Below are 15061 nucleotides of genomic sequence, written 5' to 3'. Positions count from 1 at the left end.
GCACCGGCTTTGGCCGGTGTCTTGCGCCCTAAAGGCTGATGCCTTCGTCCACCCCCAGCATGATGTTGAGGTTCTGGACCGCAGCCCCGGACGCGCCCTTGCCCAGGTTGTCCAGAACGGCCACCACCGTCGCGCAGCCGTTCTGGGCGTCGCCCTGGACGGTGATGCGCAGCATGTTGGTGTTGTTCAGATCCGTGGGCACGATGCGCGACCCTGCACCTTGCGCGACCTCGATGAAGCGCTGCCCGGCATAGTGGTCGGTCAGGGCCTGCGTCAGGCTGTCCAACGTGCGGCGTTCGTCCAGGAACAGCGGCAGCTGCACCGCCATGCCCTGCGCGAAGTTGCCCACCGAGGGCGCGAAGATCGGCTGCCGCGACAGCCCGGCATGGGCCATGATCTCCGGGATATGCTTGTGCCGCTGGTTCAGGCCATAGACGAAATGCGCGGGCGCCGTGCCATCGTCGTATTCCGCAATCAGCGCCTTGCCGCCCCCGGTATAGCCGCTGACGGCATTGATCGAGAGCGGCTCGTCCGGGGCGATAAGCCCGGCTGCGACCAGGGGTGCGATGATGGCGATGGACCCGGTGGAATAGCAGCCCGGATTGCTGACCAGCCGCGCCGCCGCGATCCGGTCGCGCGCGCCTGCGCCCAGTTCGGCAAAACCGAAGGCCCAGCGTTCATCCACCCGATGCGCGGTCGAAGCGTCGATGATCCGCGTATCCAGGTCCTGCGCCAGTTCCACGGCTTGGCGCGCGGCCTCGTCCGGCAGGCAGAGGATGGCGACATCGGCCCGTTCGAAGGCCTTGCGCCGGGCGCTGGCATCCTTGCGGCGGTCGGGGTCGATGGCGATCAGGCGGATGTCGTCGCGCGTTTCCAGCCGCTCGCGGATTTGCAGACCCGTGGTGCCTGCCTCGCCGTCGATGAAAACGCTGTATGCCATGGTCCGCCCCCTGGAAAATGTCCGGGCGTTATAGGGGACGGCGGCAGTCCTGCCAATCAGATCCGACAGATTTCCGACCGGGTCAGGAACCGCTTCTCGCGCCCGTTATCCAGGCTGAACATGCCGCCGCGGCCGGGCACCACGTCGATGACCAGGTCGGTATGCGCCCAGGCTTCGGCCTGAGAGGCGCTGATATAGAAGGGCGCGCCGCCGATCTCGCCCAGCTTCACGTCGCGGTCGCCGACGCGGAAATCGCCCTGCGGATAGCACATGGGCGAGGATCCGTCGCAGCAGCCGCCTGACTGGTGGAACAGGACGGGACCATGGTCGGCTACGATCTCGGCGATCAGGTCCAGGGCGGCGGGGGTGGCTGTGACTGTGCTCATGCCTTCAACCTTTTCTTCAGGAATTCCAGCACCTGCCGTTCCTCGGGACGCAGGCCGGGCTGTTGCAGATCGTCGTCGATTTCCTCGCGCAATTCCAGCTTCAACTCGTCGGCAAGATAGGCGTCGATCACCTGCGGGTGGACATAGCATTTCCGGCAGATGGTCGGCGTGTTGCCCAGGCGGGCCGCCACGCGCTCGATCGCCTCGCGGATGTTGCGCTTGGCGGCGGCCTCGCTGTCGCAGGCCTCGTATTCCGCCAGGGCCAGGGCGGCTAGGACGGTTCCGGTCCAGGTGCGGAAATCCTTGGCGGTGACGTTCTGGCCCGAGATCTCGCGCAGATAGGCGTTCACCTCGGTCGAGGTGACTTTCTGCCGCTGGCCATCGTCGTCGATATACTGGAACAGATGCTGGCCCGGAATCTCCTGCGCCGCGCGGACGATCCGGGCCACGCGGCGGTCGCGCAGACCCAGATCCCATTCCTTGCCGGACTTGCCCTTGAAGCGGAACCGCATCCGGTTGCCGTCAAAGGTCACATGCCGGTCGCGCAGCGTGGTCAGCCCGTGGGACTTGTTCTGCTTGGCATAGTCGGCGTTGCCGACCCGGATCATGGTGTTTTCCAGCAGGTAGACTACCGTCGCCACGACCTTTTCCGCCGGCATTCCGCGCCGCGACATGTCCTGATCGACCTGGGCGCGGATATGGGGCAGGGCATGGGCGAATTCGACCATGTGTTCGTATTTGGCGCTGTCGCGGACAGCACGGAAATCGGGGTGATAGCGGTATTGCTTGCGCCCCTTCGCATCGCGCCCCGTGGCCTGGATATGGCCGCGCGGATCGGGGCAGATCCAGACATCCGTATAGGCGGGCGGAATCCCCAGCGAGGCCAGCCGCTTGCGTTCCGCCTTGTCGGTGATGGCCTTCCCGTCGGGACCGCGATAGCTGAACCCCTTGCCGGACCGCTGGCGGGTGATTCCCGGCATGTCGTCGTTGACATAGACCAACCCCGCCTCGCGCGCGGCATCCTGCGGGTCGGGAATGACGGGGCCGTCCTTGGGCATGGGTGCGGATCCAGAGCGGGTGGGCCTGCTTCAACGCTGAGGGGGCGGGTTGGTTGCGCGAGGTGGGATTGCGGTTGCTAAGACGTTACGCGCGCGCGCAAGGAGCCGCTGCGTTCCCTGCCGAGTCTTGGGGCGGGGGTGCCTTGGATCAGCGAGAAGGGGAAGAGGGCGCTTTTGGAAAAGATAATGGCGGAACGGGATGTGAGGGATGTGCTCCCCACTAAACTTACCACTAGCGAAAGCGAGCGAAAAGGCCAGATAGAGATGCGGCGGGAACTTCAAAAACTTGTGCGCCCCGCCGCTCAAAGAACTTACCATCAAACAGAGAGGGCTCGGCCTGTCCTTCAACTTCTAGGACAACAACATGTTTATCGTAGTATCGCACCATTTTTAGGTGACTTGTCATGTAGGACTTCAATGGCTCGCTGAGTTCCGACCGCTCAATGCGATTAGCTAGATCTTGGAAAAGTTGGTCCAAATTTTTTCCAAGAGCCTGAGCTTCATGCTCCACCCCAGTGATATAAAAGCCTTCATAGGACGATGGTGATACGCCAAATAGCTCGTGAACACGCGCTGCAGTTGCTGCAGTCTCAGCAACGCCTACGATAACATATCCCCGATGTCCTGGTCGAATGTTTGCAATTGCGCTGCAGGTTACCAGTATTTTCTCGAACGAGAGTTCGTCGAAAGCGGGGTTGTCACTGAGCGAAAAGAACCCCTGTTTCAAATCATAAGCAGGCTGCTCTGTAGTAGAGTTGATGAGGAGGTTCTGAAGGCGGCTTACCCAGTGGACCTTGGCGGGATCGGGGTTTCGATCGTTTTCAAAGGCACCTTGGATCCAACCAACCACCGAGTCCACAGCCGCTTGACGACTGTCAGCGCCCCAGCGACCACCTTCTTGAATCGTGATGTTACGTCCACTATTCCGCAGCCGATCAATTATGGCGGCTACGTTCGCAACCACTTGAGCGTTACGTACAATGAGGTGGTGGAAGGCTAGGAAAACGGCCTGATAATAGCGGGGAACTGGATTCCCACCATGCCCATCCGGGAAAATGAGATTTACAAATGGCACATCCGCACGCGCTAGTAGGAGCGTGATTGCGTCATGAACCCTCAGAAAATCGTACTCTACTAGCTCGGCAGTACGGCGGCGAACTGCTTGATCAATTGCCTGTGACCTTTCTAGATTTGATCCTTCCAATTCGCGAGGGTCCGCAAAATAAGCGTCTATCAGTTCACTTCTAGAAGGAATAGCTGCGTCTGAAACCATATAGGCCACCAAATCAGCGACCATTTCTTCATCTCGGCTCTGTCTCAGATTATCTCTGCTCAAGATGCCTTGCTTCACCCAGAAAACGTCTTCTACATTTATTCCGTAATCCAGTTCTCTGTTCGTTATACTAATCTTTTTCATATCATTGAGAAGCAAAGTATCAGTGCTAGAGGAGTCTCCCCTAACCTTAGATGAAATCAGACGAACAGTTGTTGCAAATTGATTAGTTGCGCCTGCAGACCTTAGTTCTTGTCGTGATAGTTGACGTCCGCCTGAATTTATTCGACGAAAGACCTCGTCGACCGACTCACCATCAGCAAATTCATATATTGAGAGCGGTAGAGGATAGGCTGAAATAGCAAGACACTTAGCACGGTCCATCACAGGTGTATGCTGCTGCAGGAGACCCTCATCCATTAGGGCTTTAGCAGTTGCAAACGTGTTAAGATCGAAGTACTCGCCCTCGACTGGAAAATCGTTCGCAATGAATGAAGTAATAGCATTCATTCTCTGCATCCCATCGATGATCTCATAGGCACCGTCTCGCCTCTCGGCTGGTTCGGCCAAAAGAACAATCGGGACCGGATAGCCGCGAAGGATTGAGTCGATGAAGCTCTGCTTTTCCTCAATCGTCCAAATCAGCTTTCTCTGGTACCTGCGATTTACGATGTATTTCCGGTCATTGTAGTTAATGAAGACCCGTTCAATCTGCTCTCCACGAACTACAAGTTCCTGCTGCACTCCTGCCATCGGTTAACCCTTTCTAAGCCTGCAGCGACCTTACCCCAACTTCCCCTTCCCCGCGCGACTTGATCGCCGCCACCGCCGCGATGCTCCCCGCGGCCGTGGTGAAATACGGGATCTTGTCATAGAGCGCGACCGCCCGGATCTCGCGGCTGTCGGCGATGGCCTGGACGCCCTCGGTCGTGTTCAGGACCATGGCGATGTCGTCGTTCTTCAGGCGGTCCACGATGTTCGGGCGGCCCTCATAGACCTTGTTGACGCGGGTGGATTCGACGCCCTCGGCCGCCAGGAACTCGGCGGTGCCGGCGGTGGCGACCAGCGAGAAGCCCATGGACACCAGATCGCGCGCCGCCGCCGCCAGGGCAGGCGTCTTGTCGGCGTCCTTGACGGACAGGAAGACGCGCCCCTCGTGCGGCAGATGCGTGCCCGCGCCCATCTGCGCCTTGAGGAAGGCGCGGGCGAAGTTGCGGTCCCAGCCCATCACCTCGCCTGTCGAACGCATCTCGGGGCCAAGCAGCGTATCGACGCCGGGGAAGCGGGCGAAGGGCAGCACGGCCTCCTTGACCGAGAACCAGGGCGTGATCGGGTCGGCCAGCGTCAAGGGGTCGGCGAAGGGCAGGTCGTCCTCGGGGCCGACGCCTGCGGGATAGGGATCGCGCAGGGGGAAGTTCGACATCGGCTCGCCCGCCATCAGCCGCGCGGCGATCGAGGCGATGGCGCTGTCGGTGGCCTTGGCCACGAAGGGCACGGTGCGGGACGCGCGGGGGTTCACCTCGAGCACATAGATCGCGCCGTCCTTGATCGCGAACTGCACGTTCATCAGGCCCTTCACGCGCAGAGCGCGGGCCATGGCAACGGTCTGGCGCTTCAGTTCATCGATGGTGGCGGCGTCCAGCGTGTGCGGGGGCAGGCAGCAGGCGCTGTCACCCGAATGGACGCCCGCTTCCTCGATATGTTCCATGATGCCCGCGACATGGACATTCTCGCCGTCCGACAGGGCGTCCACATCGACCTCGATCGCGCCGGACAGATAGCTGTCGAGCAGGACCGGGTTCTTGCCGGACACGGTGACGGCCTCGGTGATGTAGCGCTTCAGGTGGTCCATGTCGCGCACGATCTCCATCGCGCGGCCGCCGAGGACATAGGAGGGGCGGATCACCAGCGGGAAGCCGATGCGTTCGGCGATGGCAATGGCTTGGTCGTCGCTGCTTGCGATGCCGTTGATCGGCTGGCGCAGATCCAGATCGTTCAGCAGCTTCTGGAAGCGTTCGCGGTCTTCGGCCAGGTCGATGGCGTCGGGGGTGGTGCCCAGGATCGGGATGCCCTCGGCCTCCAGCGCGTTGGCAAGCTTCAGCGGCGTCTGGCCGCCGAACTGGACGATCACGCCGTGCAGGGTGCCGTTTTCCTGCTCGACGCGCAGGATTTCCAAGACGTGTTCCAGCGTCAGCGGTTCGAAATACAACCGGTCGCTGGTGTCATAGTCGGTGGACACCGTTTCCGGGTTGCAGTTGATCATGATCGTTTCATAGCCCGCATCCGTCAGCGCGAAGCAGGCATGGCAGCAGCAATAGTCGAACTCGATCCCCTGGCCGATCCGGTTCGGGCCGCCGCCCAGGATCACGACCTTTTTCGCGTTCGTGGGACGGGATTCGCATTCCACGTCGCCCATCGCCGGGGCCTCATAGGTGGAATACATATAGGGGGTCTGGGCCTCGAACTCGGCGGCGCAGGTGTCGATGCGCTTGAAGACCGGCAAGATGCCCGCATTGCGACGGGCGCGGCGGATGTCGGCTTCGTCCCGGCCGGTCAGGTGGGCCAGCCGGGCGTCGGTGAAGCCCATCATCTTGAGCGCGCGCAGACCTTCGGGGTCGGAGGGCAGGCCCTCGTGACGGACCTTGTGTTCGGCGTCCACGATTTCGCGGATGCGTGCCAGGAACCACGGGTCGAAGCTGGTGATGCGCTGGATTTCGTCATTGGTCATGCCGAAGCGCATCGCTTCGGCAATGACGCGGATGCGGTCGGGCGTGGCGCGGGACAGGGCGGCGATGAAGGCAGGCTTGCCCTGCTCGGACGCGCCCTCGATGGCGATCTCGTCCAGGCCGGTCAGGCCGTTCTCCATGGACGCCAGCGCCTTTTGCAGCGATTCGTGGAAGCTGCGGCCAATGGCCATGACCTCGCCCACCGACTTCATCGCGGTGGTCAGTTCGGGCTTGCTGCCGGGGAACTTCTCGAAGGCGAAGCGCGGGATCTTGGTGACGACATAGTCGATGGACGGCTCGAACGACGCGGGCGTAACCTTGGTGATGTCGTTGTCCAGCTCGTCCAGCGTATAGCCGACCGCCAGCTTGGCCGCGATCTTGGCGATGGGGAAGCCGGTGGCCTTCGACGCCAGGGCGGACGACCGCGACACGCGCGGGTTCATCTCGATCACGACCATGCGGCCGTCGGCCGGGTTGATCGCCCATTGCACGTTCGAGCCGCCGGTTTCCACGCCGATCTCGCGCAGCACGGCGATGGAGCCGTTGCGCATGATCTGGTATTCGCGGTCGGTCAGCGTCAGGGCAGGGGCCACGGTCATCGAATCGCCCGTGTGGACGCCCATCGGATCGACGTTCTCGATCGAGCAGACAATGATGGCGTTGTCGTTGCGATCCCGCACGACCTCCATCTCGTATTCCTTCCAGCCCAGCAGGCTTTCATCGACCAGAACCTGCGCCACGGGGGACGCATCAAGCCCGGACCGCACGATCCGTTCATAGTCGTCGCGGTTATAGGCCACGCCTCCGCCGGTGCCGCCCAGGGTGAAGGCAGGGCGGATGATGGCGGGTAGGCCGATTTCCTCAAGGGCTTCCATCGCCTGCTGGACGCCCGCGTTGATGTCGTATTTGCCACTCGGCATCTTCGGCGCGGCGACGATGGTGGCCTTGGGGTTTTCCAGGCCGATCCGGTCCATCGCCTCGCGGAACAGCTTGCGGTCCTCGGCCATCTCGATGGCGGAGCGCTGCGCACCGATCAGTTCCACGCCGTAGCGGTTCAGGACGCCCATGTCGGCCAGCGCCAAAGCTGTGTTGAGGCCCGTCTGCCCGCCCATGGTCGGCAGCAGCGCGTCGGGGCGTTCCTTGGCGATGATCTTTTCGACGATCTCGGGGGTAATCGGCTCGATATAGGTCGCGTCGGCCATTTCCGGGTCGGTCATGATCGTCGCGGGGTTCGAATTGACCAGGATCACCCGATAGCCTTCCTCGCGCAGGGCCTTGCAGGCCTGGGCGCCGGAATAGTCGAACTCGCAGGCCTGGCCGATCACGATGGGGCCTGCGCCGATGATCAGGATCGACTTGATATCGGTTCTTTTCGGCATGGTGGTTCCCTGGCGCTGGCGGCTGACAAATCGTCCGGGGTTATAGCCATGCGCGGTCGGATCGCAAGGTGAGACAGGGGGCTTTCGCCCGCTTATTGCAGGAACCAGAGAACCCCGCCGCCCAATGCCAGCAGAAAGGCCAGTCCCAGCAACGTAAACAGTCCGTCACGCGCCAGCATGCCAAAGGCCAGCAGGCTGACCACGGTCCCCAGAATCGATGAGGTGAAGGGCACGATTTCCAGAAGCGGCATCGCAAGGCCGCAGATCATGCACAGAGCCTGGGTCAGCTTGCGTACCGGACCGCGAACAAGGAATGTCAGTCGAGGCCTGGTGATGCGATCCAGCCAGCGGGCCGGGCGACGCAGCGCTTTCAGGGCGCGGTCCAGCTTGTCGCTGTCGATCTGGCGCGACATCACGAAACCAGGCAGCCAGATATGATTGCGCCCGACCAGCATCTGTGCCGAAATCAGCGCGATGGTGATACCGCAGATGGAGGAGAACAGGGGAACCCCTGACAAGGGCGACACGACCGCAAGCGCCACGAAGATCAGGTTCGGCGTCAGGGAGTTTTCGCCCAGCGATTCCACGATCTGCCCGACCGAGGTCTTCCTGTCGTCCGAGGCATTGCCCGCCGCGTCCAGCAAGGGCTGTATCGTTTCCTTGTCCTGCACCGTTCCGCCTTCCTGCATGCTTCGGGGCCAACGCATCCCGGCCGCAGAGGGTTCGGCGGAACCGGTGATCAGCCGCGCAGCGCGGCGCCCAGTTCCCGGTCAAGGACTTGCAGGAATCGCGACTTGTCCGCCTTGGAAAATGCGGCGCCACCGCCTTGCATGAAGGGGTTGGACGCGCGCAGATCCGCCATCAGGTCGCGCGTCGCCAGCCGCGGGCCGATATTGGCGATGCTCAGCACCTCGCCGTCATGGGTGATCACCCGCGCCCCTGCCTTGAGGCAGCGGTCGGCCAGCGGCAGGTCGGCGGTGACGACCACGTCACCCGGCCCGCACTGGTCGGCGATCCACTTGTCGGCCTCGTCCGGTCCCTCGGCCACGATCCGCAGGCTGACCAGCGGATTGGCCGGAGGCCGCAGCCCGCCATTGCAGACCAGCACCATCGGCACCTTCAGGCGCGTCGCGACACGTTCTGCCTCGGCCTTGACTGGGCAGGCGTCGGCGTCGATGTAAAGCGTGGCCACCCGATCTTGCCCTAGTCGCGCAGCAGTTCGTTGATCGATGTCTTGGAGCGCGTCTTCGCATCCACCCGCTTGACGATCACCGCGCAATAAAGGTTCACGCCGTTCTTCGACGGCATCGACCCTGCGACCACAACGGACCCGGCCGGAACCTCGCCATACATGACCTGCCCTGTCTCGCGGTCCACGATCTTGGTGGACTGGCCGATGAAGACGCCCATCCCCAGGACCGAGCCTTCACGGACAATGCAGCCCTCGACCACCTCGGAGCGGGCGCCGATGAAGCAGTCATCTTCGATGATCGTCGGGCCTGCCTGCAGCGGTTCCAGCACGCCGCCGATGCCCACCCCGCCCGACAGGTGGACGTTTTTCCCGATCTGTGCGCAGGAACCCACCGTGGCCCAGGTATCGACCATCGTGCCCTCGCCCACATGGGCGCCCAGGTTCACGAAAGAAGGCATCAGCACCGCGCCCTTGCCGATAAAGGCCGACCGCCGCACGATGGCGCCGGGCACGGCGCGAAAGCCCGCATCGCGCCAGTCGGCCTCGGCCCAACCTTCGAACTTCGAGGGCACCTTGTCCCACCAGTTCGACCCCTGCGGGCCGCCCGACATCTCCTTCATGTCGTTCAGGCGGAAGGACAGCAGCACGGCCTTTTTCGCCCACTGGTTCACGTGCCAGTCGTTGCCGCGCCTTTCGGCCACGCGCAGGGCGCCGCTGTCCAGCTGGGCCAGAACCTCGTCCACCGCCTCGCGCACGAAGCCGGTGGTGCGCGCATCGATATCGGCGCGGGCTTCCCACGCGGCTTCGATGGCGGTCTCAAGTGCTTGGGTCATGGGCCTCTCCTGGGTCGCTGCGGCGGGTGGAAACTGTCACCGCCGGGCTATAAGCCTGGGGCAAGCCCCGTGCAATCCGAGGATCCGATGAACGACGCCGCCAAGACCACTGAGGACCGCGCCTATCCCTTTCCCCACAGCGACGAGGATGCGGCCCGCGCCCGGCATATCCCGGATACCCCGCAGACGCGCTCGCCCGCCTATCAACTGGCCTTCACCGACCGCGACTTTCTGTTGCGGGAAGAACTGCGCCCCGTCCGCCTGCAACTGGAACTGCTGAAGCCGCAGATGCTGCTGGACGAGGCCGGGGTGGAATCGACCGTGGTGATGTTCGGCGGGGCGCGCATTCCGTCGCCCGAAAACGCGGGCCTTGCGCGCACGCCGACGCTGGCAAAGCTGTCGGCCTATTACGAACAGGCGCGGCTGTTCGCCCAGAAAATGACCCGCCGCAGCCTGGAAACCGGCGGGCGCGAATTCGTCATCACCACCGGCGGCGGGCCGGGCGTCATGGAGGCGGGCAACCTGGGCGCGCACGAGGTCGGCGGCAAGTCCATCGGCCTGGGCATCGTGCTGCCGCACGAGCAGGCGCCCAATGTCTATGTGACGCCCGAACTGTGCTTCAACTTCCATTATTTCGCGATCCGCAAGATGCATTTCCTGATGCGCGCGCGGGCGATCACCATCTTCCCCGGCGGCTTCGGCACCCTGGACGAGACCTTCGAGGCCCTGACCCTGATCCAGACCGGCCGCATGGCCCGTGTGCCCTTCCTGATGTTCGGGCGCGAGTTCTGGGAGGGGATCATCAACTGGAAGGGACTGGCCGAGGCCGGGACGATCTCGGAGGAGGATCTGGGGCTGATCCATTATGTCGAGACCGCGGAGGAGGCGGTGGGGGTTATTGATGGGTGGGGGAAGATGTAAGAGGCGCTTTGATTCCTTTGCTGCCGGTCATAGGCCTTGTAAGCTGACATGGGTATGGAGTGGTCAATGAGGACGGCACTAGCAGCGATATTATTGCTTTGCGCTATTCCTGCGGCAGCTAATCAGGTGGATTTCACGCGGGCTGCCAGGTGGCACGCAGTTTGTGTGCCAGAGACCAGGATGCCCCCTGATGAAAATTTTGGCGCAGAGCCACTCACGCTGATGTGGGACCGCCGAGCTGCCGTTGCTGAAATGAACTGGATTCACGACGGCAAGAAATTCTTGCGGCAACTCAACAACGATGCAGAAGCTTTTGTGAGCTTCTGGTTTGGGCCTGAAACTACCGGAATGGCTGCGGAAGGACAAAACAGAGGTGTTGATTGCTGCTACAATTCGATGCTGACGTTCCGCTCGACCGGCGAGTTCGCCTTGACACAGCACCATGTTTTCTACGGAGGTGTGACGGCGGAGAGTGCAGAGGGACAATGCACCTTCACGCCTCTGGATGATGAAGCACCCTCTGATTAGTCCAAGTGAGGCAGGTGGGGTGACCGTCTGCTCCGTCCCGCAAAGTGGACATGACGACACTTAAGCCGCCCAAGGCTAGCCGCTTATCGCAAGCCGTAACAAAGGCTTCACCCTACCTCCGCCGCAATCTCCGCCCGCGACTTCCGGCCCCGTTCCGTCGCCGACTTCAACTGCCCGCAGGCGGCCATGATGTCCTCGCCGCGCGGGGTGCGGATCGGGCTGGCATAGCCCGCCTTGTAGATGATGTCGGCAAAGGCATGGATGCGGTTGTTGCTGGACCGCTTGTAGGGCGCGCCGGGCCATTCGTTGAAGGGGATCAGGTTGATCTTGGCGGGGATGCCGCGGATCAGCTCGACCAGCCGATGCGCGTCCTCGTCGCTGTCGTTCACGCCCGCCAGCATCACATATTCGAAGGTGATCCGCTCGCTATTCGACAGCCGCGGATACTCGCGCAGCGCCTCAAGCAGGGTAGCGATGTTCCAGCGCTTGTTGATCGGCACCAGGACGTTGCGGACCTCGTCGGTGGTGGCGTGGAAGCTGACCGCCAGCTGGCAGCCGATCTCCTCGGCGGTGCGGGCGATCTCGGGGACCACGCCGCTGGTGGAGAGCGTGATGCGGCGGCGCGACAGCGACAGGCCCTCGTTGTCCATCACCACCTTCATGGCGTCGCGCACGGCGTCGAAGTTGTACAAGGGCTCGCCCATGCCCATTAGTACGATGTTGCTGACCAGGCGGGTTTCATCCTTCGGGGCGCCGGGGATCGGCCATTCGCCCAAGTCGTCGCGCGCCAGCATCAGCTGGCCGACGATCTCGCCCGCGGTCAGGTTGCGCACCAGCTTCTGCGTGCCCGTGTGGCAGAAGGAACAGGTCAGCGTGCAGCCGACCTGGCTGGAGACGCAAAGCGTGCCGCGCCCTTCCTCGGGGATATAGACCGTCTCGACCTCATGGCCCCCGGCGATGCGGACCAGGTATTTGCGGGTGCCGTCGCTGCTGATCTGGCGGGTGACGATCTCGGGCAGCACGATCTCGAACTTCTCGGCCAGAAGGGCGCGATAGTCCTTCGCCAGGTTTGACATCTGCGCGAAGTCGCGCACGCCCCAGTGATAGACCCATTGCCAGACCTGGCCCACACGCATCCTGGCCTGCTTTTCCGGCGTGCCCGCGTCTATCAGTGCCTCGCGCAGCTGATCGCGCGTCAGCCCGATGATGTTCACCCGCCCGCTGTCCGGCAGCTTGCGGGGAAGGGTCAGGACATCCTGCGTGATGGGCGCGTTCATAGGTCTACCGATGTTGTGCGAAGACCCGCAGATAAGCGAAACGAGGCCGAAAATCAACCGGCCTCGTCTTTGCCTTGGTCCAAATATCCCACAGGGGGTTCGGGGGACGTGAAGTCCCCCGCTTAACCCTTACTCGCAGCGCGACCGCGCCGTGTTGGTCGCCGCCGTGATCCCTGCCAGGCTGAAGGTGTCCTTTGTCACCGTCCCGCGCGACGACCGCCCGGTGATGACCGCGTTCGACCCGCCGCGCAGGGCGCCGATCAGCTTCTCGTCCTCGGCCGCGCTGCCGGTCCAGGCGCTTTCGCCTTCGGTGAACAGGTTGAACTTGGTGCCGCCGATATCGACCTCAACCGTGCTGTCGGGGGCGAAGGGATAGCCGCCGGTGAAGCTGACCTCGCCGTTCTGGCCAGGGCGATAGGCCACATACAAACGGATATCCCCGCGCGTCACCTCGCGCGGGGCGCCGTTCGCATCGGTGTTCTGCGTCGCCTTGGGCGGGGACACGGCCCAGCACTCCTTGGGGTTTTCCGCCGCGAAGACAGTCCAGTCGCCCTCGGTCGCGACGACATTGGTGGATTCCTGCGCCGCGGCGGTCCCCAGTCCGGCCATCAGGACAAGGGCGGCGGTCATGCCGCGCAGCGTGGTATTGGTCATGCTCTGGCCTCCTGCCATATCTCGCCACATCTTTTTGGGGTTTTTCCCGATTGCTGTGGTCTTTTCAACCGTCCCCGGTCACGATAGCCAAAATCATTGCGCGAGAAAGAGCGCAAGGCAGGAAATCGCGCAATTGTCAGGGGGCATGCGATGCGGTCAGCGGAATTGATCGAGCTGTGGCGCGGCGGACAGCGTGAAAGCAGCCATTGCGGCGATGCCGTCATCTGCGACACCAGGGGCGTTGTCGAGGCCTGGGGCCGCCCCGGCCAGATCGTCTTTCCCCGATCGTCCTGCAAGATGATCCAGGCGCTGCCCCTGATCGAAAGCGGCGCGGCGGATGCGGCGGGTCTGACCGACCGCCAGTTGGCCCTGGCCTGCGCCAGCCACAACGGCGCGCGGATGCATGTCGATGCGGTGGACCAATGGCTGCGCGGACTGGGCATGGGCGAGGCCGACCTGCGCTGCGGCTGCCACATGCCGCAGGACAAGGATGAAAACCGCCGCCTGACCTGCGGCGACGAAAGCCCCTGCCAGCTTCACAACAACTGTTCCGGCAAGCACGCGGGCTTTTTGACGCTGAACCGGCACCTGGGGGGCGGGGCCGAATACGTGGACCCCGACCACCCTGTCCAGCAGGCGGTGAAGGCCGCCTTCGAGGAGGTGACGGGCGAGGTCAGCCCCGGCTTCGGCATCGACGGCTGCTCGGCCCCGAACTGGTCCTGCTCGCTGGCGGGGCTGGGCCATGCCATGGCGCTCTTTGCCGATCCGCCCGACGATCTGCGGGGCCGGGCCATGCGTCGGCTGGTGGACGCCATGCGCGCGCATCCCGAAATGGTGGCGGGCGAGGGGCGGGCCTGCACGATCCTGATGCGCGCCATGGGCGGGCGCGTTGCCGCCAAGACCGGAGCCGAGGCGGTCTTCGTCGCCATCCTGCCCGATCAGGGGCTGGGGGTGGCCTTGAAGGTGACGGATGGCACGACCCGCGCGGCGGAAGCCGCGATCACCGCCCTGCTTGTCCATCTGGGCGTGCTGCCCGAAAACGACCCGGCCGTTGGCCGCTTCCTGACCGACCCCATCCGCAACTGGCGCGGCCTGGTTACGGGGGACATGCGGACCGCCCCCGGCTTTCCCGCCTAGATCATCTGCCAGATCAGCCGCAGCGCCAGCGCGGTCGAGGTCACGACCAGCAGCGGCTTGATCAGCCGCGCGCCGATGCGGCTGGCCAGCCGCGTGCCAAGCATGGCCCCGGCGATCTGCGCCACGCCCATCACGATCCCCACCAGCCACAAGGGCTGGCCGAACAGTGCGAATGCCCCAAGCCCGCCCAGGTTCGATGCGAAATTCAGCAGCTTGGTATGCGCGGTGGCCTTCAGCACGCCGTATCCCGCCAGGGTAACGAAGGCGATCATGTAGAACGATCCCGCCCCCGGCCCGATCAGCCCGTCATAGAACCCCACCAGCGGCACCGCCGTCAGCGCGAAGGCCGCTGGCGCCACCCGCTCTACCCGGTCCAGATCGTTCAGGCCCGGCTTCAGCGCGAAGAAGACCGCGATGCCGATCAGGATCACCGGAAGGACCAGCCGCAGCTTGTCGGTCGGCAGATAGCTGACCAGAACCGCCCCCAGCGCGCCCGCCACACCGGCGATCAGCGCGGATCGCCCCTGGCTGCGCAGATCGACGAGGCCTCGCGCGGCATAGCTGATGGCGGCGGTCGCGGCGCCGAAAACCCCCTGCACCTTGTTCGTGGCAAGCGCCTGGGCGGGCGGAATTCCCGCCAGCATCAGCGCGGGCAGGGTGATCAGCCCGCCGCCCCCGGCGATCGAATCGATGAAGCCCGCCGCGAAGCCAGCGGCGGCAAGGATCAGGAGCAGTTCAAGGGAGAGTTCCAGCATGG

Annotated in this window: 14 protein-coding genes; 3 read left to right on the top strand and 11 right to left on the bottom strand. The window is 63.5% G+C overall.

Going from position 1 to position 15061, the window contains the following annotated elements:
- Window positions 1-28: 28 nt before the first annotated feature.
- The 8 genes from argC to dapD form a co-directional block, all read right to left on the bottom strand.
- Window positions 29-940: an N-acetyl-gamma-glutamyl-phosphate reductase gene (argC, locus tag RAH32_RS15220; protein ID WP_306608890.1), complete on the bottom strand. Its 912-nt coding sequence runs from the start codon at window positions 938-940 to the stop codon at window positions 29-31.
- 56 nt (window positions 941-996) lie between these two features.
- A complete protein-coding gene (locus RAH32_RS15215) occupies window positions 997-1326 on the bottom strand; it encodes a DUF779 domain-containing protein (RefSeq protein WP_306608888.1) in 330 nt (109 codons plus the stop codon).
- Entirely contained in the window at window positions 1323-2384 is a 1062-nt protein-coding gene (locus RAH32_RS15210; RefSeq protein ID WP_306608885.1) for a DNA topoisomerase IB, read from the bottom strand. Before RAH32_RS15210 ends, RAH32_RS15215 begins: the two co-directional genes overlap by 4 nt.
- Window positions 2385-2616: 232 nt before the next feature.
- Window positions 2617-4410 (bottom strand): DUF262 domain-containing protein, encoded by a 1794-nt coding sequence (locus tag RAH32_RS15205; protein ID WP_306608883.1) that lies wholly within the window; start codon window positions 4408-4410, stop codon window positions 2617-2619.
- 13 nt (window positions 4411-4423) lie between these two features.
- Window positions 4424-7762 (bottom strand): carbamoyl-phosphate synthase large subunit, encoded by a 3339-nt coding sequence (carB, locus tag RAH32_RS15200; RefSeq protein WP_306608881.1) that lies wholly within the window; start codon window positions 7760-7762, stop codon window positions 4424-4426.
- A gap of 92 nt (window positions 7763-7854) precedes the next feature.
- Complete coding sequence (locus tag RAH32_RS15195) at window positions 7855-8433, bottom strand: exopolysaccharide biosynthesis protein (RefSeq protein ID WP_306608879.1); 579 nt, start codon at window positions 8431-8433, stop codon at window positions 7855-7857.
- A 68-nt stretch (window positions 8434-8501) separates the two neighbouring features.
- Window positions 8502-8954, bottom strand: a complete 453-nt coding sequence (locus RAH32_RS15190; protein ID WP_306608877.1) for a YaiI/YqxD family protein — start codon at window positions 8952-8954, stop codon at window positions 8502-8504.
- 11 nt (window positions 8955-8965) lie between these two features.
- Window positions 8966-9787 (bottom strand): 2,3,4,5-tetrahydropyridine-2,6-dicarboxylate N-succinyltransferase, encoded by an 822-nt coding sequence (dapD, locus tag RAH32_RS15185; protein WP_306608875.1) that lies wholly within the window; start codon window positions 9785-9787, stop codon window positions 8966-8968.
- 87 nt (window positions 9788-9874) lie between these two features.
- Here dapD and RAH32_RS15180 point away from each other — a divergent pair, with 87 nt between their 5' ends.
- Together RAH32_RS15180 and RAH32_RS15175 are read left to right on the top strand one after the other, a co-directional pair.
- The gene (locus tag RAH32_RS15180; protein ID WP_306608873.1) at window positions 9875-10708 is read left to right on the top strand and encodes an LOG family protein; all 834 of its coding nucleotides are present in this window, start codon (window positions 9875-9877) and stop codon (window positions 10706-10708) included.
- A 180-nt stretch (window positions 10709-10888) separates the two neighbouring features.
- A complete protein-coding gene (locus tag RAH32_RS15175; RefSeq protein WP_306608871.1) occupies window positions 10889-11236 on the top strand; it encodes a hypothetical protein in 348 nt (115 codons plus the stop codon).
- A 107-nt stretch (window positions 11237-11343) separates the two neighbouring features.
- Here RAH32_RS15175 and rlmN read toward each other — a convergent pair whose 3' ends face one another.
- Window positions 11344-12513 carry a dual-specificity RNA methyltransferase RlmN gene (gene rlmN / locus RAH32_RS15170; RefSeq protein ID WP_306608869.1) on the bottom strand — a complete coding sequence of 390 codons (1170 nt, stop codon included), beginning with the start codon at window positions 12511-12513 and terminating at the stop codon, window positions 11344-11346.
- Window positions 12514-12642: 129 nt separating this feature from the next.
- Entirely contained in the window at window positions 12643-13167 is a 525-nt protein-coding gene (locus RAH32_RS15165) for an invasion associated locus B family protein (RefSeq protein WP_373429723.1), read from the bottom strand.
- Between the two features lie 150 nt (window positions 13168-13317).
- Between RAH32_RS15165 and RAH32_RS15160 the strand changes: the two genes are divergently transcribed.
- The gene (locus RAH32_RS15160) at window positions 13318-14304 is read left to right on the top strand and encodes an asparaginase (RefSeq protein WP_306608867.1); all 987 of its coding nucleotides are present in this window, start codon (window positions 13318-13320) and stop codon (window positions 14302-14304) included.
- Here RAH32_RS15160 and RAH32_RS15155 read toward each other — a convergent pair.
- Window positions 14301-15059, bottom strand: a complete 759-nt coding sequence (locus RAH32_RS15155) for a TSUP family transporter (protein WP_306608865.1) — start codon at window positions 15057-15059, stop codon at window positions 14301-14303. The genes RAH32_RS15160 and RAH32_RS15155 overlap by 4 nt on opposite strands.
- Between the last annotated feature and the right edge of the window lie 2 nt (window positions 15060-15061).

The organism is Paracoccus yibinensis, from assembly GCF_030846195.1.
Lineage (GTDB): Bacteria > Pseudomonadota > Alphaproteobacteria > Rhodobacterales > Rhodobacteraceae > Paracoccus > Paracoccus yibinensis.
This window is presented reverse-complemented; position numbering and strand designations above follow the sequence as displayed.